Raw genomic sequence first — 18,179 nt, 5'->3', positions numbered from 1 at the left:
GAGTGTCAGCCAATAGATTGTTCACTGATACACCGCTAACGGGAGCAAGCCCCCTCCCACATAGATTAGGTGTCAGCCCTTCCACACGTGTGGGTTGACCAAGTCCTGCGGGCGCTGCCCCAACAAGGCGCTGCGCAGGTTGTCCAGGGCGCGATTGGCCATGGCTTCGCGGGTTTCATGGGTGGCCGAGCCGATGTGCGGCAGGGTCACGGCGTTGCTGAGCTGGAACAGCGGCGATTGCGCCAGCGGTTCCTGTTCATACACATCCAGCCCGGCGCCACGAATTTTCTGGGTTTGCAGGGCTTCGATCAGCGCCGGCTCATCCACCACCGGCCCACGGGAGATATTGATCAGGATCGCGCTGGGCTTCATCAGCCCCAGCTCGTGGGTGCTGATCAGGTGACGGGTCTTTTCGCTCAACGGCACCACCAGGCAGACGAAGTCCGACTCGGCCAGCAACTGCTCCAGGCTGCGAAATTGCGCCCCCAACTCCTGTTCCAGCTCGGTCTTGCGGCTGTTGCCGCTGTACAGAATCGGCATATTGAAACCCAGGCGCCCACGCCGGGCGACAGCCGCGCCGATATTGCCCATGCCGACGATACCGAGGGTCTTGCCATGCACGTCGCAGCCGAACAACGGCGCGCCGACGCTGGCTTTCCACTGGCCGGCCTTGGTCCAGGCGTCCAGTTCGGCCACCCGGCGTGCGCTGCTCATCAACAGGGCGAAGGCCAGGTCGGCGGTGCTTTCGGTGAGCACGTCTGGGGTGTTGGTGAGCATGATCCCGCGCTCGTTAAAGTACGGCACGTCGTAGTTGTCGTAGCCTACCGACACGCTGGAGACCACTTCCAGCTTGCTCGCGCCTTCGAGCTGAGCACGGCCGAGCTTGCGGCCTACGCCGATCAGGCCGTGAGCGTGGGGCAGGGCTTCATTGAATTGAGCATTGATGTCGCCCAGCTTGGGGTTGGGGGCGATCACCTCGAAATCCCGTTGCAGGCGTTCGATCATTTGCGGGGTGACGCGGCTGAAGGCGAGGACGGTCTTTTTCATTGCAGGCGGGCTCATCGACTACGGGAGAATGGTAAGCACGCTAACATTCCTGCTGACAATTGTCAGGGCGACCCTTTAACGGTGGGAGCTGGCTCGCCTGCGATAGCAATCTGTCAGTGATACATCGGCAGTTGGCCCATCGATATCACAGGCAAGCCAGCCCCCACAGTAAATTGATGGTGTTTGTGGGGTAGCATTCCACAATCAGTTCGCTAACCGCGCCCCGCTCAGGCTGCCACTCAGTTCATACGCCACCAATTCCGCTTGATGCGCCGCCAGAATCTCCGGCAACGACCCACGCAGGTATTCGACCCACGTCTTGATCTTCGCATCCAGGTACTGGCGTGACGGGTAGATGGCGTACAGGTTCAACTCCTGCGAACGGTAGGTCGGCATCACTCGCACCAACGTGCCGTTACGCAACCCCTCGATAGCCGCATACACCGGCAATAGACCGACACCCATGCCGCTGGTGATCGCGGTTTTCATCGCATCAGCCGAATTGACCAAAAACGGCGATGTATTGATCGCCACACTTTCCTGGCCTTCAGGCCCGTTGAAGGTCCACTTATCCAGCTGGATCACCGGGCTCACCAACCGCAGGCAAGCGTGGTTGAGCAAATCCTGCGGCCGTTGCGCACAGCCCTTGGCCTTAACGTAATCCGGCGAGGCACAGGCGATGCTGTAGGTGATACCCAGGCGCTGGGAGACGAAACCCGAGTCCGGCAGCTCGCTGGCCAGTACGATGGACACGTCGTAGCCCTCGTCAAGCAGGTCCGGCACGCGGTTGGCCAAGGTCAGGTCGAAGGTCACGTCGGGGTGAGTACGGCGGTAGCGGGCAATCGCATCAATGACGAAATGCTGGCCGATACCGGTCATGGTGTGCACTTTCAACTGCCCGGCCGGGCGGGCGTGGGCATCGCTGGCTTCGGCTTCGGCTTCCTCGACGTAGGCGAGGATCTGTTCGCAGCGCAGCAAATAACGTTTACCGGCCTCGGTCAGCGCGATGCGGCGAGTGGTGCGGTTGAGCAAGCGGGTTTGCAGATGGGCCTCAAGGTTGGAGACCGCGCGCGAGACGTTGGCAGTGGTGGTGTCCAGTTGCACGGCGGCGGCGGTGAAGCTACCGGCTTCGGCCACGCAACTGAAAGCGCGCATGTTTTGCAAAGTGTCCATGGAGTGTTCTCAGGGGAGATAGCAAATTGTGACAGAAAGTTACGCCGTCCAGTGATCCCTACCAACGGATTATCGCCTGAACGGTAACAAAGATTCACAGGAATGCCAGCTTATCGTCCTCCATCGCGCCCCCTAGAATTGCGCCACCTTCCCCGCAACACCACCTCAGGAATACGCTTGCCGTGCCGCGTCGCATCAGCAGAGAGCTGAAGACTCTTATCAATATAGAGCTGAAGGCTCTCATCAACAGAGCGCCGAAGGCTCTCAGCGTTTGTGCCTTATCGTTAGCAATCAGCGGCTGCATCGGAACCGGAGGAATCGCCCCCCAAGGCCAGGCCCTCAACGCCAATAACCTGGCCACCGACGAAGCCATCCAAGGCGCCGCCCAGGACGCCCACTGGCCCACCACGCAATGGTGGCAAGCCTACGGCGACCCGCAACTGAGCCGTTGGGTTGAACTCGCCACGCAAAATAGCCCGAGCCTGGCCATGGCCGCCGCGAGGGTGCGTGAGGCGCGGGCTATGGCCGGGATTGCCGAGTCGGCCGAGTCGTTGCAGATCAACAGTGAAACTACCCTCAAGCGCCACAATTGGCCGAAGGATCAGTTCTACGGTCCGGGCGAATTGAGCGGCGCCAACACCTGGGACAACAATTCGTCACTGGGCCTGAGTTACGCCCTCGACCTGTGGGGCCGCGAAAGCAACGCCACCGAGCGCGCCGTCGACCTGGCGCATATGAGCGTCGCCGAAGCGCGTCAGGCCCAGCTCGAATTGCAGAACAACGTGGTGCGTGCCTATATCCAGTTGTCATTGCATTACGCCAACCGCGACATCGTTGCCGCCACGTTGGCCCAGCAACAGCAGATTCTCGACCTGGCCAACAAGCGCCTGAACGCCGGGATCGGCACGCACTTCGATGTAAGCCAGGCCGAAACGCCATTACCGCAGACCCATCGCCAGCTCGACGCCTTGGACGAAGAAATTGCCCTGAGCCGTAACCAGCTGGCGGCATTGGCGGGTAAAGGCCCCGGGGCGGGCGCGCAACTGCAACGCCCCAGCTTGTCCCTCGCGGCGCCGCTGAAATTACCCTCTAGCTTGCCGGCGCAGTTGCTTGGCCAACGCCCGGACGTGGTCGCTAGCCGCTGGCAGGTCGCCGCCCAGGCGCGAAGTGTCGACGTGGCCCACGCCGGTTTTTACCCCAACGTCGATTTGGTCGGCAGTCTCGGCTATATGGCCACCGGCGGCGCCATGCTGGGATTTCTCAGCGGTGAAAAACTCAACTACAACGTCGGCCCGGCGATCACCTTGCCGATCTTCGACGGCGGCCGTTTGCGCGCGCAACTGGGCGAAGCCAGCGCCGGTTACGACATCGCCGTCGCTAACTACAACCAGACCTTGGTCAACGCGCTCAAGGGCATCAGCGACCAGTTGATCCGCCGCGAATCCATGGACAAGCAATCGTCCTTCGCTGCGCAATCGGTGGCCTCGGCGCAGAAAACCTATGACATCGCGATGATCGCCTACCAACGAGGCCTCACCGATTACCTCAACGTGCTGAACGCCCAGACCCAGCTATTCCGCCAGCAGCAAATCGAGCAACAGGTGCAGGCCGCACGCCTGAGTGCGCATGCCGAACTGGTCACTGCGTTGGGTGGTGGGCTCGGCGCTGGCAACGATGTACCGCAACACGCCAAGACCCTCCCAAGCAAGACCCCGGCGGCACTTGCCGTGTTTGATCACTGAGTAGGATCTAATGACGCCCTTGCCTGCACCGCTGCGCTGGTTGCACTCCCTTGAGTGGCGCCGTGGCTTTTTCGACTGGGCACGCAGTGATGGCGTGACCTGGGTCTATATCTTCAAGGTGCTGATCGCTGCGTTCCTCACGCTGTGGTTGGCCATGCGCCTGGAGCTGCCGCAACCGCGTACCGCGATGATTACCGTGTTTATCGTGATGCAACCGCAGAGCGGCCAGGTGTTCGCCAAGAGCTTTTACCGCTTCCTCGGCACCCTGGCGGGTTCGGCGGTGATGGTCTTTTTGATTGCCTTGTTTGCGCAGAACACTGAATTGTTCCTCGGCGCGCTGGCGATCTGGGTCGGCATTTGCACCGCTGGCGCAACGCGTAACCGCAACTTTCGCGCCTATGGTTTTGTGCTGGCCGGCTACACGGCGGCGATGGTGGGTTTGCCCGCCCTGGCGCACCCGGATGGCGCCTTTATGGCGGCGGTGTGGCGGGTGCTGGAGATTTCCCTGGGGATTATCTGTTCCACGCTGGTCAGCGCCGCGATCCTGCCGCAGACCAGCAGCGCGGCCATGCGTAACGCCCTGTATCAGCGCTTTGGCGTGTTCGCGCTGTTCGTCACCGACGGCCTGCGTGGGCGCAGCCAGCGCGAAGGGTTCGAGGCCAGCAACGTGCGCTTTATCGCCGAAGCCGTGGGCCTGGAAGGGTTGCGCAGCGTCACCGTGTTTGAAGACCCGCACATGCGCCGAAGGAACGGCCGGCTCAGTCGCCTCAACAGCGAATTCATGAGCATCACCACGCGCTTCAACGCCTTGCACCAGTTGCTTGAGCGGCTGCGCACGGATGCGGCGGATCACGTGGTCGCGGCGATCAAACCCGGCCTGCAAGACCTGGCCGAAGTGCTTGATGGTTTCTCCGGACGCGCCCTGACCAGCCCCGACGCTGGGCGCTTGGTCAAGCAACTGAGTGCCTATAAAGATGGCCTGCCCGCCAAGGTGCGCAGCCTGCGCGCGACTTTCCAAGAGGGTAACCCGAGCGAAGCCGAGCAGCTGGATTTCCATACCGCCTACGAGCTGCTGTACCGCTTCGTCGATGACCTGCACAACTACGCGCAGACCCATGCATCGCTGGCCGATCACACCCACGCGCGCGAGCAGTGGGACGAAGCCTACACGCCGAAAACCAACTGGCTGGCCTGCGCCGCCTCGGGGATTCGCGCGTCGTTTATCCTGATCGTGCTCGGCAGCTACTGGGTGGCCACCGCCTGGCCGAGTGGCGCGACCATGACCCTGATCGCCGCCGCCACCGTTGGCCTGTCCGCCGCCACGCCCAACCCCAAACGCATGGCGTTCCAGATGGCCTGCGGCACCTTGATCGGCGCATTGGTGGGCTTCGTCGAAATGTTCTTCGTGTTCCCCTGGATCGACGGCTTCGCGCTGCTGTGCGTGATGCTTGCGCCGGTGATCATCTTCGGCGCCTTCCTCGCCTCACGGGCAAAATATGCGGGCGTCGGCGTGGGCTTGCTGATTTTCTTCAGCACCGGCTCGGTGCCGGACAACCTCACGGTCTACAACCCCTACACCTTTATCAACGACTACATCGCCATGGTCATCGGCATGCTGGTGTGTGCGGCGGCGGGGGCGATCATTCTGCCGCCGAACAGCCGCTGGTTATGGCGTCGCCTCGAACAGGACCTGCGCGAGCAAGTGGTGTATGCGATCAGCGGCAGACTCAAGGGCCTGGCGTCGAGTTTTGAAAGCCGCACCCGTGACCTGCTGCACCAGGCTTATGGCCTTGCCGTCGGCCAGCCGCACGTGCAGCGCAACCTGCTGCGCTGGATGTTCGTGGTGCTGGAAGTCGGCCACGCAATCATCGAGCTGCGCAAGGAGCAGGCGATTTTGCCGGTGCACCCTGCGTATGCCGAATCCCAGCCATGGCGCCAGGCGATCCGCGTGATGGGCCGCTCGCTGGTGCGGCTGTTTCTGCAACCGAGCGCGAGCAACCTGGAGCGCGGCCTGATTGCCGTCGACCATGCGATCAGCCGCGTGCAGGCCACCGACGAACCCTTCGCCCCGCACTTCGACACCTCGGCCCTGCGCCGGGTGAAAAGCTACCTGCACTTTATCCGCACCTCGTTGCTGGACCCGCAATCGCCACTGGCTGCCCTCAAAGGATCTCCCCATGCCGCGTGAAATAGCCTTTCACGGCCTCTACATGCCGACCATGACCTTGATGTTCTTGATCGCGGCCGCGCTTGCCTGGGCCCTGGATCGCTTCCTGGCCGGGTTCGACCTGTACCGTTTTTTCTGGCACCCGGCGTTGTTGCGCCTGAGCCTGTTCGTTTGCTTGTTCGGCGCCCTGGCGCTGACCGTCTACCGTTGAGAATGCCCCGATGAAAAAGTTTTTCAGCCTGCTCGCGACCTTGCTGTTACTGGCTTTGGCGATCTGGATTGGCCGCACATTGTGGGTGCACTACATGGAGACGCCGTGGACCCGCGACGGCCGCGTGCGCGCCGATATCATCAACGTCGCCGCCGACGTTACCGGGGAGGTGGTCAACGTGCCGGTGCGTGATAACCAGTTGGTGAAAAGGGGCGACCTGCTGATGCAGATCGACCCCGAGCACTACCGCATCGCGGTCAAGCAGGCGCAATCGCTGGTCGCCTCGCGCAAAGCCACCTGGGAGATGCGCAAGGTCAATGCCCACCGCCGCGCGGACCTCGACGCGTTGGTGATCTCCAGGGAAAACCGCGACGACGCCAGCAACATTGCTGACTCGGCCCTGGCCGATTACCAACATGCGCTGGCGCAGCTGGAAGCGGCCGAACTCAACCTCAAGCGTACCCAAGTGGTGGCAGCGGTGGACGGCTACGTCACCAACCTCAACGTGCACCGCGGCGACTATGCGCGCATCGGCGAAGCCAAGATGGCCGTGGTCGATATGAACTCGTTCTGGGTGTATGGCTTCTTTGAAGAGACCAAGCTGCCCCACGTCAAAGTCGGTGATAAGGCCGATATGCAATTGATGAGCGGCGAGACGCTCAAGGGCCACGTGGAAAGCATCTCGCGCGGTATATACGACCGTGACAACCCTGAAAGCCGGGAACTTATCGCCGATGTGAACCCGACCTTCAACTGGGTGCGCCTGGCCCAGCGCGTGCCGGTGCGGATTCATATTGATGAAGTGCCCGAAGGCGTGCTGCTGGCGGCGGGGATGACCTGCACCGTCATCGTTGACCCGACGCAAAACTGAATGTGTGTGTGGCTTGCCTGCGATAGCCATGGGTGTCTGCGCAACTTTTTGTGTTGCTTTTAGCCTGCGATGGTTTAGGTAGATTGAGTACATATCCGTTGCTGCGGTAACGGCTGCTTAGGGTTCCGCTCTTACAGCGGGTCACTTTTTGAAGGACCAAAAAGTAACCAAAAAGACCTCGCCCCATCACTCGGTGCCTCGCCTAGGCTCGGCATGCCCGCACGCAGGCTTGAATCCGTGGGCCGCCGCCATGGGCCATCCTTGGCCCATCGCGGCTAACTCGGCGTCCTGCCGGGTTACCCACGGATTCAAGCCTGCGTTCGGCCATCGTGGTTAACGGGGCCTGTCAGATCAAGATCAAAATCTACAGCACGGCGGCCTAGTAGCCGACCTGAGTGGTAGAAGCAAAAGCAGGGCAAAAGTACAGCAGCACACTCTCTGTCTGATGTACTGAGATCCAACTGTGGGAGCGGGCTTGCTCGCGAAGGCGGTGGGTCAGTTACACATGAGCTGACTGACCCACCGCCTGCGTGAGGGCACACCGAAGCGTGAGCGAGGTGCCGAGTGGTGGGGCAAGAGCCCTTTTGGTTACTTTTGGCTGGGCCGGCATTCCGGGCTCTTTTCCAAAAGTGACCCGCTGTAAGAGCGGAACCCATAGCAGCCGTTACCCAAATAACGGATATGTACCCCGCGCCCCCGCGACAACCAAAGAATCCAACCCGTAAAAAGATGTGTAGATACCTATGCTGCGATGGGGGACTGTCAGTTGAAGGATGTGCAACTGACCCACCGCTATCGCAGGCAAGCCAGCTCCCACATTTTTTGACCGCGTCAGGCCTTGATGAAGGTTTCGTGCAAATGGCGCCACAACAGCGCACCGCTGGCCTGTTTTTCAAACACCACGGTGGCACGGCGATCGGTTTGCGTGCCGCTGTCGTCAACCTGATGTTCGCGGTAAGTCACCGTCGCGCCGCGTGCATGGCGGTCAATGCCGGCCATTTCGCTCAAGGTGATCTTCAACCCCGGGCGCATGCCGCCCAGGCGCGTGAACAACGCTTTAACCCCGGCTGCATTCACTCTCGTGCCGGTGGCGGGTGCGACCATGCTGAATTCGGGTGAAAAGCGCGCAAGCAAGGTTTCCAGGGTGCCTTCTGGCGCAACGCCGGCAAACCATTGCTCGATCTCGACGTGGGTCTGGATCACTTCCTCAAAAAAATCGCTGTAATCAATCATTGCTGGGACTCGCTGGCAGGGTGAAGCAGTGTGCGTACCCTGGACGCATCCAGGCGCAACACGGCAAAAAGGGGCAACAGTGTCAGGGCTGCGGCCATCGTGAAGGTTATGGCGAAGGAATCCAAGGCCGACAACAACGCACTGAGGGCGGCAGCGCCCAGGCAGAAGCTGACTTGCCGATTGATGTTCCACAGGGCGCTGGCATGGCCCATACGCTCGGCGGGTATGTCGAGAAACGCCAGGGTCTGCGCGGTGCTGCTGCACAGGCTGCCGCCCAGGCCCATCAACGCGTAGGCCAGAATAATCACGGCCGGTTCGGGTTTTGTCAGCAGCACGATGCCGACACATTGCAGCGCCATGCCCGCCAGCAGCAAAGGTTTTGGGCCGTAGCGGTTGAACAGTTTTTTGCTCAGGAAAATCGCCAGCGCCGACGCCAGCGCCCACGGCAACATCAGCGCGCCGGTGTGTGTGGCGTCGTAACCCAGGCCGCGCAGGTAGAGGATAGCGATCAGGCTGGTGCCGATAAATACACCGGGAATGAACAGGTAGACCAGCATCGCCACGCGCAGCATCGGGCTACGAATCTGTTTGAAAATACTGCCCAGCCCCAAGCTCGGGCGCACCGTTGCTGGCGCGTCAGGTTTTATCCACAGCAGTGCCAGCAGCAGCGTGAGCAACGCCAGCGGCAGGTTGGCATAGAAGATCCAACGCCACGACACACTGTCGGCAACCAACCCGCCCAAGGCTGGCGACAGCGCCGGTACCAGCAGCGCCACCGACATCACCCGCGCCGTCAATTGGCTGCGTTCTGCCGCTGGATAGTGCCGGTAAGCCAGGGCTTGGCCCACGGGGATCAGCAGTCCGCCACCCAAGCCTTGCAGCGCCCGCCAGCCAATCAGCGCTTCGATTGAACCTGCCTGGCCCACCATCACCGACGCCCCCGCAAATAAGAGCAGGCTTGCTGCGATCAGCGTTCGTTCACCCAGGATCGCCGCCAGCCACACACTCAAGGGAATGATCACGGTCAGCCCGAGCACGTAGGCGTTGCTAATCCAGGCCAATTGCGTGACCGAGGCATGCAACTCGCGGGCAATATCCGGGTATGCAACCGTGGCGACAAACATGTTCACCAGGTCCAGGGCGAAGCCGAGTAAAAAGATCCAGGCGACTTTCGAGCGGTAGGTCATGAACGCGATCCTGCAAATGAAGCGGGCAGGGTAGGCCGCTTGCAGGGTTTGGGATACGCCGGTTTGCCTGTTAGTTTGTCAAAAATATTTTGACAAAGGAGGGGGTGGCCGATGGTCAGCCTGGACCGATTCGACACCTTCAAGGCTGTAGTAGAAGCCGGTTCGCTCACTGCAGCGGCGGATATGCTGGGCCAGACGCGCGCCGTGGTCAGCTTCAACCTCAAGCGCCTGGAAGCGGAACTGGGCGTCACCCTGCTGACCCGCAACACGCGCCAACTGGCGCTGACCGACGCCGGCGAACGCTTCTACCTGCGTTGCACACGGATGCTCGAAGAAGCCCGCCTGGCCGTGGAAGAAGCGCGATCCGAACACGCCCAGCTCAAAGGCACGCTGCGCATCACCACCACCGTGGAATACGCGCTGGCGGTGGTCGCCCCGGCGGTGGAAGCCTTCCGCCGCTTGCACCCGGACCTGAATATTCACTTATCCACATCCTCCACCCACGCCGATTTGATCTCGGAACGCTTTGACGTGGCGATTCGGTTGGGCCGCCTGCTGGACTCCAACCACCGCGCGGTGCAGTTGTCGACCTTCGAGGTATTGGCGGTGGCGGCGCCTGAATTTGCCGGGGTTCAAACGCTGGATGCGTTGGAACAGGTGCCCAAGCTGGGTCATGGCCGTTTGACGGAACTGAGTGTGATCGACCCGGCCGGTGGCGAACATCAATACCGCACCGGCCCTACGGCACTGGTGGCCGACAGCGCGGCCGTGCTTCAGGCGTTCGCCGTGCGCGGTCACGGCGTGGCGGTGCTGCCGCAGTGGCTGGTGCAGGAGGACTTGGACGCGGGGCGGCTGGTGCGGCTATTGGCCGACCATCGCTTTGCGCCGCAGGGGATTTATGCGATGTACCCGGATACGCGGCATTTGCCGCTGAAGGTGCGGGCGTTTATTGATTTTATGAAGGGGTAGGGTCAGGCGCTGATTTGGCGAATAACGTTTATCAAGACCGGAGAGAATGGTTTGAGTTGTCGGTTCTCATCCGGTTGTTGCAGTTCTTCCTCAAGAATTGTCAGCAGGTCAATGTTTTCTATAGTGAGATCAGAACCATCCATGCGGCTGTTGAAAAGAAGCGCATTGATGATGTCTCGCCGATCATTGAACAGCGCCCGGTTTTTCTCGCGGCTATCCCCTAAATTCAGAACCTGAATAGACGTGATCGCTCTTGGGCTCAACCCTTCCACTCGCCCTGAAAGATAAAATTTTAGCTCTGTTTCACATTCATCCATCAGTGCGGTGAGTGGCAATGCCTGATGTGCGTGCGCGTTCCCGCATTGTTGAGGTCGATTACAGCTCGCTACGATGTTGGAGAAGTCCACCGTGCGGTTTTGGGCATCTCTTTGCGCCTCTACATGCTCGTTGTGAGCGCTATTCAGTGCAATTGCGTTGCAGCAGTGGGCACATAGGCCGTATTGCTCTTCTATACAAGCTTGGCGAATGGCGTTTCTTTCAATGTGCGATAACTCGGGGTAGCGTCCCCTCGGGTGTACGCGTCTCCATTGCGTCAGCGCTACGGGTTCATTTCCTTTGGTGATCTTACGCACTGCGCAGTTCCAGCTTGCGAATTAGGAGGGATGCTTTAGTTAGCTCAATATGACCTGGGGGGAGGTCTGCTGAAAGTTCTTCGAAAAGAGCCTTAGCCTCTTTCAATTTTTTGTCTTGCAGCAGATCCAGTAGACGATCTAGGCGGTCCTGCACCTCGCTGTTGCGTGCATCGGTGTCCATGACGCTGCGCAGGACCTGATTTGCGTCTAGACCGTAGAGACCGGTGCGCTCTTCTAGTTCACCGTCGTCGAGGACGTAGCACAAAACATCCTTTGTATCGCTGATCACCAGTGGAGAATGCGTTGTCAGGATGAATTGGCAGTTGGGGAAGGTTTCAGTGAGTTGCTGGATCAGACGGCGCTGCCATTGAGGGTGAAGATGGAGGTCTACTTCGTCGATTAGGACGACACCCGCTCCTTCAAGTGGGTTCTTCAATGATGGATTCATAAGTGCCAAGCGGCGAGCAATGTCGCCGACAAGTGCCATCAGTGATTTCTCCCCCTGAGAAAGCTGAGAAACACTGAGTGTACTGCCTAGCTTGTCGATGGCCATGTGCAATCTAGGCTTTCTCTGGACTCTAAGGTTGCTAAAGTCAGGCATAAACTTGTTGACGGCGGACCGCACAGCATTTAACTGAGGATCGCGTGATGCTAGGTGCATGTTTTTAAGTTCAGATACCAGTTTTTCATCTGAACTAGAGATTTTTTTCAACTGTTCCATTACGGCTGAGGATATGCCTAGCTCGTTCTCAGTATCTTCTCTGTCACGGAACCATTCAAAAAAGCGTCCGAAATCTACGCCACCATTTAGAGCGTTTTCGTATCCATCAAACTGATCGAATGGTTTTTCGGATTTTCGGATTGTTAGTGGAACGTCAAGGACGGATCTTTCGACAGGGTAGAAGGCCACAAGTGGAAGTGAGCCGTTGTCGTCAACCAACCCTATATGAAAGCGATAGAGATCAGCCAGCTCGGTTAATTTAGTAAGAGAGCTATTTACCTTTGCTTTGTGGCCTCGCAAGGTGCGAGCAAGTGTCCATGAGTAGGTCGCGGAAGCTGATGCTGACGGGTGAGATATACCGCTGACTTCAGCATCTATTGAGGCGAATCGCTCACCATTAGTGACCACATCTTCTTGGATGGGACTGCCACCGCCATTGTCAGTGCGAATGCGCCCAACCAGCCAACTTAACGACGTGGCTATCGACTTCAAAATCGTCGTCTTCCCCGCCCCATTATTCCCCACAAACACCGTCACCTTCGACGCATGTTTTTCGGTAGGCGCAAAGGCGACTTCCAAGTCGGTAAAACGACCGACGTTGTTCAGTCGAATTTTTCTGATTTCCATCGCATTACCCTTGTAGGGCCAGTCAGTTTCAAGAGGCAGGCGGCGATTATGGCACTCATCTCGTGTTTTGGCAGGTAGGCTTCACGGTTGCTTACAACACACCGCTCAGCCCAAAGCGTTTCTTCAACACCTTCTCCAGCAACGCCTTGGGCAACAAGGCCGCCATCAACGGCAACGCCCGGCTGCCATTGCCCGCCCGTAGCAGCCTTGGCGGCGTTGGCTGTTGCACTGCCTTCAATACCTGCGCCGCGAATTGCTCGGCTGAGGTCGGGTTGTTCTGCGAGGCTTGGGAGCGCGCGCGAATGCCTTCGCGCAACGGCCACCAGGGCGATTTTTCGTTGATCAACAGCTCAGCCTGGGCTCCGGCGTTTTTCGCGAAGCGCGTATCGATGGCCCCCGGCTGTACTTCCAATACCCGCACACCAAACGGTGCCAGCTCCATGCGCAAGGCATCGCTCAACGCGTGCACCGCCGCTTTCGACGCGCAATAAGCCCCGGCAAACGGCGTGACCAGCACCCCGGAAACGCTGCCGATATTCACCACCAGGCCTTTGCGGCGCCGCAGCGCCGCAAACAGCGCCTGGGTGACGCCGACGATGGAAAACACATTGGTCTCGAACTGGCGCTGCATTGCCTCGGTGCCGCCGTCGAGCAGCGGGCCCATGGCGCCGTAGCCGGCATTGTTGATCAACACGTCCAGTTCGCCGAGCTGTTCGGCCAGGCGCTGCAGCGCCGCACTGTCGTTGACGTCCAGTTGCACCGTGTTGAAGCCGGCTGCCGCAAGGGCGGCGACATCTGACTCGCGGCGGGCACTGGCCCAGACGTCGAAGCCGGCAGATTTAAACGCGTCAGCCAGGGCGCGGCCAATGCCACTGGAGCAACCGGTGATGAGTACGTTGGGCATGGATCAATCCTTTGTCAGTCCGAGAAGCTGCTTTGCAGGTGCTCGGCGCGAAATTCCAGGGTTTGCGGGCGGTAGCCGGGGCGCAGGGGCGGGGTGGGCAGGCAATCTTCCCAGGTAGCGCCGGCCTGCAGTTCGCCGGGGCCGCGATAACGTGGGGCCGCATAGACGTTGTCGGCCAGGTTCACGGTGTCGCCCGGCGCATACGCGGCGAGCCGCCAGCGCAGCTCGGTCAGAGGCACGTCGTTGCCGTTGATCAGCACCAGTTTCAAGGGGCGGTCGGCCGGGCATTCCTGCGGTGCATAGGTTATGCGCAGTTCCAGACGCGACAGTTGTGAGGCTTCGCGGCTGTCCAGCCACACTACCCAGATCGCCACAAAACCCAGGCCGACGGCGGCGGCCAGCGATACCGGCAAGGCCTTGGCGGGGTAGCGCAGCAGCAGGATCAGCCAGGTGATGATCAGGAGAACGCCGAAGAACATGGAGACCACCTCGAATAGGGAACGAGCATCCTAACTTAAGCGTAGGTGGGATTGGGTAGCGTGAGAGGTGTGTTGGCCCGGCGGACGCCTTCGCGAGCAAGCCCGCTCCCACAGTTGGACCGGGTACACCCTTGGAATGCATTCCCCTGTGGGAGCAGGCTTGCCTGCGAAGACTTACTTACTGAGTAGAAGAGTCTGCCTGCAAGCCCTCGATGGAGGCCTCAACCAAAGCCAGTCCTGTTTCAGCCAATTGCAGGCTGGCCCAATTCAGGTAGCTCTGGTGTTCGGTGCATAAGTCTTGAGCCGCCAGGGTGAGCACGCGCGCGGTGCCCAAAACATAACTGGCATGTTCCAGTGCATGTTCGATGGGAATGCCGGGTTGTACGCAAAAAAGGGGGGCTTCACTGCGGTCGCTGGGGCCGAAGGTGGTGGGGCGGGTGGTTTGTTTGGACATGGTAAAACTCCTATGAAAATCGGAGTTGCCACGCTTCGCCGTCAAACGAATGGGTGGCAACTGTGCGCAGGTTGACGGACCGGTCATAGGAACCCGGCGCGCTCGAAAGCGCCCCACGCACAGTCGCCATAACGCTGTGCTTGGTCCTATGAGTATCGGAGGCCGTCAAACCTCATCACGAATGAGTCGTGACAGGCGCGAGGATAGGCAGGAAGGGGGCAGGGGTCAATGCTGGCGGTTGTGCTTTCGGACGCCATCGCAGTCACCACAACGCCCACACAAAAAGCCCCCACCCAGCCCACTGCGGATAGGGGACGCAATGGGCTGGGTGAGGGCTTCTTTTACGACTGTTTTACTGCGCGATAGTTTTCACCGACACGCCACGTTCAATCGGCGTGGAGCGCCCGTAGATATCTTCGAAACGCTCGATATCGTCTTCGCCCAAGTAGCTGCCCGATTGCACTTCGATGATCTCCAACGGGATCTTGCCCGGGTTGCGCAGGCGGTGCACCGAGGCGATCGGGATGTAGGTGGACTGGTTCTCGCAGAGCAGGAACACGTTCTCGTCACAGGTGACTTCGGCGGTGCCGCTGACCACGATCCAGTGTTCGGCGCGGTGGTGGTGCATTTGCAGTGACAGGCACGCGCCCGGTTTTACCGAGATGTGCTTGACCTGGAACCGCCCGCCCATGTCCACCGAGTCGTAGGAACCCCATGGGCGATAGACTTCGCAGTGGTTCTGGGTTTCGCTGCGGCCCTGGTCGTTGAGGGTGCTGACCATCTGCTTGACGCCTTGGACCTTGTCCTTGTGGGCAATCATCATCGCGTCCTTGGTTTCCACCACCACGATGTTGTCCAGGCCGATCACCGAGACCAGCTTGCCGTTGCCGTGGATCATGCAGTTGCGGCTGTCCTGGATCACCACGTCGCCTTTGCTGACGTTGCCGTTGGCGTCTTTGTCGTTGACCGCCCACAGCGAGGCCCAGCAACCCACGTCGCTCCAGCCGGCACTCAGCGGCACCACGCAGGCGCGCTGGGTTTTTTCCATCACGGCGTAGTCGATGGAGTTGTCTGGGCAGCAGGCGAAAGTAGCTTCGTCGAAGGTCACGGTGTCGGCGGTCTGCTCGCTGCGTTCCAGGGTCAGCAGGCAGGTGTCGTAGATGTCCGGATCGTGCTTTTTCAGCTCTTCGAGGAAGCGGCTGGCACGGAACAGGAACATGCCGCTGTTCCAGAAGTAACCGCCGCTTTTGACGAACTCGACAGCGCGTTTTTCATCGGGCTTTTCCACGAACTGCTGTACGCGGCTCACGCCTTCGGGGAGCAGCGAATCGTTGGCGGACTTGATGTAGCCATAACCGGTTTCCGGACGGGTCGCTGGCACGCCGAACAGCACCATCTCGCCACGCTCGGCCGCCACGGTGGCCAGGGCCAGGGCGCGTTGCAGGGCTTTCTGGTCGTCGAGCACGTGGTCGGCCGGCAGCACCAGCATCAGTTCGTCGCGGCCTTCGTTGACCAGCATCATCGCCGTCAGGGCCACGGCCGGTGCGGTGTTGCGCCCGAACGGTTCCATCAGGATGCGCTGGCACTCAAGCTTACGTGTGCTCAGTTGCTCATTGACGATGAAACGGTGGTCTTTGTTGCAGACCACGATAGGGGAGTCCATGCCTTCGAACACCAGGCGTTCCAGGGTTTGCTGGAACAGCGTGTGCTCACCGGTCAGGGCCAGGAATTGCTTCGGGAACTGTTTACGGGAAAGCGGCCAAAGACGTGAGCCGCTACCACCGGAAAGGATTACTGGGATCATGAATGTTTCTCCTTGAATCGATTTGGGTCAGAGCCTGTGGGAGCGGGCAAGCCCGACTCCTACAGGGGGAGCGTCAATTTCAAAAGCTAATCAGCGGGTCGACACTGGGCGCTTGACCCAGACTGGCGAAATGCTCGAACCAGAACCGGTCACATACAGCACCGCCGCTTCACCACGTTCCAACGCAACCGGCTTCACATCGCCGACTTTCTTGTCACCGTCATACAACGCCAGGCTCACCTTCACCGGGTTGATTTCGCGCTCGCCACGGCCTTTGGCAGCCACCGACTTGACCACGTCGGTCTTGCCGTCGGCGGTTTTAAGGGTCAGGGCCTTGTCGCTGAGGTTCTGCACGCGTACCAGGGATTTCTGCTTGTTCTTGAACGGCGGTTCTTCGATCAGTTGTGGCTGGCCGCTGCCGCTGTTGACCAGGGTGTAATAGTGGTCGGCGGCGAGTTTGACCGGCACGGTCTGGCTGCCGACCTTGGCGCTGTAGTCGCCGCCGGGCATAAAGCTGAAGTCACTGCTGGCCAGCGGCGCAACGTCGCTCAGGTTGGTCGCGCCGACGGTGGCGCTCACTTCTTGGTTTGACGCGTTGTAGACGCGTACGAAGCTCGAGCCTTTTGGCGCGGTTGGGCCGTAGAGCGCGGCATCACCCCCGGCGAAGGCGGACATCGATACGATGCTCATGCCGGCAGCCAGGGCCAGAGTCTTGGCGAGACGACGAGGAGTTGTAGTGAAAGTCATGTGAGTTACCTCTCTTTCAGTTTTGCGCCCGGTCGGGCGTCTCGGATTTTTGGTGTTTAGCGGGTGTATTCAGTGCCATGTTCTGTTGGCGCGAACCGGCTTGTTTAAGCTGCGCAACCCACTGTGGGTCGGCGTCACCGATTTCGTTATTGACGGGCAGATAACGTTCAGGAAACTCCCAGATCAGCACCTGTGGCGGGCTGTTCTTGAAGTCGTCGCTTTTCAGGTAGCTGAGCATTGGCAGAATCGGGCCGTGGCCGTCTTCTGAGTAGTTGATGACGTCGCTGTGCAAGGCTTGCTTGAGCGCGCCGACGAAGTTCCAGTTGGGGTTGGCGCTGTAGCTGGTGCCGACCAGTGCCACTGGGGTTTCGCTGTCGCTGAACAGCGCGTCGTCGCCTTTGTTTTCAACCAAATGCGTCACGCGTTTTTGCAGCGGCTCTTTGGGCGGCATCAGGTTTTCAAACAGCGGGTCCAGCGGCAGGAATAGACGCAGGTCGCCTTTGTGCGGTTCGGTCTTTTCGGCCTCGGTCACAAAGCGCTGTGGCTCGCCGCTGAGTGGGGTCTTTTCGCTAATCACCTTGGCCAATTGCTTGGCAGCAATTTCGGCGCCGTCCGGCGTCCAGTGAGTGTCGGTGCGCAGAAACACTTGCTGGCCGCCCAGCTTGGCCTGTTGCAGGGGCCCAAGCAGGTCCGGGGCGATGATCTTGTCGGCGGCGACACGGGCGTGGAAGTCCTGGTACAGGTTGGCGTGGATGCTCGCCGGTTTCACTTCACCCAGGTGTTCGGGGTACAAGCGCACCTTGGCCGGCACAATCGCCATGACCAACTGAATACCTTGGGCTTTGAGTTTCTGGCGTACGCCTTCGACCAGCGCGTAATTACCCTCAAGGTTCTGGTCTTCATTGACGGTGGGGTTGAACTCCTCGTCGCTGTACAGCCAGTGATCGCGGCCCAGCACCACGCCAGGACGGCCTTCGTTGAACAGCTTGTAGTCCAGCGCAGCCCACAGGTTGGTGCCGATACGCTTGATCGGAAACTGGTCGTCGTAGTGCGTCTCGACGGCCTTGGTCCAGCGGCCGTTGAGCACGGTCGCGTCGGCGTTGGTGCTGAAGCCGAAGAAGCTGCGCATCGACCAGGCGCCCAGGGCCAGCAGCACTAGCAGGAACAGCGCGATATAGAGGACGCGGAATGAACGGGTCATGGTCGGCTCC

General features: G+C 60.0%; 17 protein-coding genes. 5 read left to right on the top strand and 12 right to left on the bottom strand.

Going from position 1 to position 18,179, the window contains the following annotated elements:
- Positions 1-72 precede the first annotated feature (72 nt).
- Entirely contained in the window at positions 73-1,047 is a 975-nt protein-coding gene (locus tag E0F99_RS03800; RefSeq protein ID WP_083360063.1) for a 2-hydroxyacid dehydrogenase, read from the bottom strand.
- A gap of 204 nt (positions 1,048-1,251) precedes the next feature.
- Positions 1,252-2,220 carry a LysR family transcriptional regulator gene (locus E0F99_RS03795; protein ID WP_053254489.1) on the bottom strand — a complete coding sequence of 323 codons (969 nt, stop codon included), beginning with the start codon at positions 2,218-2,220 and terminating at the stop codon, positions 1,252-1,254.
- 182 nt (positions 2,221-2,402) lie between these two features.
- Between E0F99_RS03795 and E0F99_RS03790 the strand changes: the two genes are divergently transcribed.
- From E0F99_RS03790 to E0F99_RS03775, 4 genes are read left to right on the top strand one after another with little or no spacing between them, the layout of a single operon-like run.
- Positions 2,403-3,962 carry an efflux transporter outer membrane subunit gene (locus tag E0F99_RS03790; RefSeq protein ID WP_407021671.1) on the top strand — a complete coding sequence of 520 codons (1,560 nt, stop codon included), beginning with the start codon at positions 2,403-2,405 and terminating at the stop codon, positions 3,960-3,962.
- 10 nt (positions 3,963-3,972) lie between these two features.
- Positions 3,973-6,150 (top strand): FUSC family protein, encoded by a 2,178-nt coding sequence (locus E0F99_RS03785; RefSeq protein ID WP_083360062.1) that lies wholly within the window; start codon positions 3,973-3,975, stop codon positions 6,148-6,150.
- Positions 6,140-6,340 carry a DUF1656 domain-containing protein gene (locus E0F99_RS03780; RefSeq protein ID WP_053254492.1) on the top strand — a complete coding sequence of 67 codons (201 nt, stop codon included), beginning with the start codon at positions 6,140-6,142 and terminating at the stop codon, positions 6,338-6,340. The genes E0F99_RS03785 and E0F99_RS03780 overlap by 11 nt, the downstream gene beginning before the upstream one ends.
- A 10-nt stretch (positions 6,341-6,350) precedes the next feature.
- On the top strand, positions 6,351-7,211 hold the full coding sequence (locus tag E0F99_RS03775; RefSeq protein ID WP_083360061.1) for an efflux RND transporter periplasmic adaptor subunit: 861 nt from the start codon (positions 6,351-6,353) through the stop codon (positions 7,209-7,211).
- Positions 7,212-8,042: 831 nt separating this feature from the next.
- Here the strand turns inward: E0F99_RS03775 and E0F99_RS03770 are convergent.
- Positions 8,043-8,444 (bottom strand): DUF4440 domain-containing protein, encoded by a 402-nt coding sequence (locus tag E0F99_RS03770; protein WP_083360060.1) that lies wholly within the window; start codon positions 8,442-8,444, stop codon positions 8,043-8,045.
- Positions 8,441-9,631 carry an MFS transporter gene (locus tag E0F99_RS03765; protein ID WP_083360059.1) on the bottom strand — a complete coding sequence of 397 codons (1,191 nt, stop codon included), beginning with the start codon at positions 9,629-9,631 and terminating at the stop codon, positions 8,441-8,443. Before E0F99_RS03765 ends, E0F99_RS03770 begins: the two co-directional genes overlap by 4 nt.
- A gap of 111 nt (positions 9,632-9,742) precedes the next feature.
- Between E0F99_RS03765 and E0F99_RS03760 the strand changes: the two genes are divergently transcribed.
- The gene (locus tag E0F99_RS03760; RefSeq protein ID WP_083360058.1) at positions 9,743-10,600 is read left to right on the top strand and encodes a LysR family transcriptional regulator; all 858 of its coding nucleotides are present in this window, start codon (positions 9,743-9,745) and stop codon (positions 10,598-10,600) included.
- Between the two features lie 2 nt (positions 10,601-10,602).
- Here E0F99_RS03760 and E0F99_RS03755 read toward each other — a convergent pair whose 3' ends face one another.
- The 8 genes from E0F99_RS03755 to E0F99_RS03720 form a co-directional block, all read right to left on the bottom strand.
- Positions 10,603-11,232, bottom strand: a complete 630-nt coding sequence (locus E0F99_RS03755; protein WP_083360057.1) for an HNH endonuclease family protein — start codon at positions 11,230-11,232, stop codon at positions 10,603-10,605.
- Positions 11,225-12,580 (bottom strand): AAA family ATPase, encoded by a 1,356-nt coding sequence (locus E0F99_RS03750; protein WP_083360056.1) that lies wholly within the window; start codon positions 12,578-12,580, stop codon positions 11,225-11,227. The genes E0F99_RS03755 and E0F99_RS03750 overlap by 8 nt, the downstream gene beginning before the upstream one ends.
- A 91-nt stretch (positions 12,581-12,671) precedes the next feature.
- Positions 12,672-13,484, bottom strand: a complete 813-nt coding sequence (locus E0F99_RS03745) for an SDR family oxidoreductase (RefSeq protein WP_083360055.1) — start codon at positions 13,482-13,484, stop codon at positions 12,672-12,674.
- Between the two features lie 14 nt (positions 13,485-13,498).
- The gene (locus E0F99_RS03740) at positions 13,499-13,963 is read right to left on the bottom strand and encodes a multidrug transporter (protein ID WP_083360054.1); all 465 of its coding nucleotides are present in this window, start codon (positions 13,961-13,963) and stop codon (positions 13,499-13,501) included.
- Positions 13,964-14,141: 178 nt separating this feature from the next.
- Positions 14,142-14,417, bottom strand: a complete 276-nt coding sequence (locus E0F99_RS03735) for a DUF3077 domain-containing protein (protein ID WP_083360053.1) — start codon at positions 14,415-14,417, stop codon at positions 14,142-14,144.
- A 352-nt stretch (positions 14,418-14,769) separates the two neighbouring features.
- The gene (locus E0F99_RS03730) at positions 14,770-16,221 is read right to left on the bottom strand and encodes a mannose-1-phosphate guanylyltransferase/mannose-6-phosphate isomerase (RefSeq protein WP_083360052.1); all 1,452 of its coding nucleotides are present in this window, start codon (positions 16,219-16,221) and stop codon (positions 14,770-14,772) included.
- A 90-nt stretch (positions 16,222-16,311) separates the two neighbouring features.
- Complete coding sequence (locus E0F99_RS03725) at positions 16,312-16,968, bottom strand: alginate O-acetyltransferase AlgF (protein WP_083360051.1); 657 nt, start codon at positions 16,966-16,968, stop codon at positions 16,312-16,314.
- A gap of 16 nt (positions 16,969-16,984) precedes the next feature.
- Positions 16,985-18,169 (bottom strand): alginate O-acetyltransferase, encoded by a 1,185-nt coding sequence (locus E0F99_RS03720; protein ID WP_083360050.1) that lies wholly within the window; start codon positions 18,167-18,169, stop codon positions 16,985-16,987.
- Positions 18,170-18,179: the final 10 nt, after the last annotated feature.

Origin of the sequence: Pseudomonas antarctica (assembly GCF_900624995.1) — a bacterium.
In the GTDB taxonomy this organism is placed as follows: Bacteria; Pseudomonadota; Gammaproteobacteria; order Pseudomonadales; family Pseudomonadaceae; genus Aquipseudomonas; species Aquipseudomonas antarctica.
This window is presented reverse-complemented; position numbering and strand designations above follow the sequence as displayed.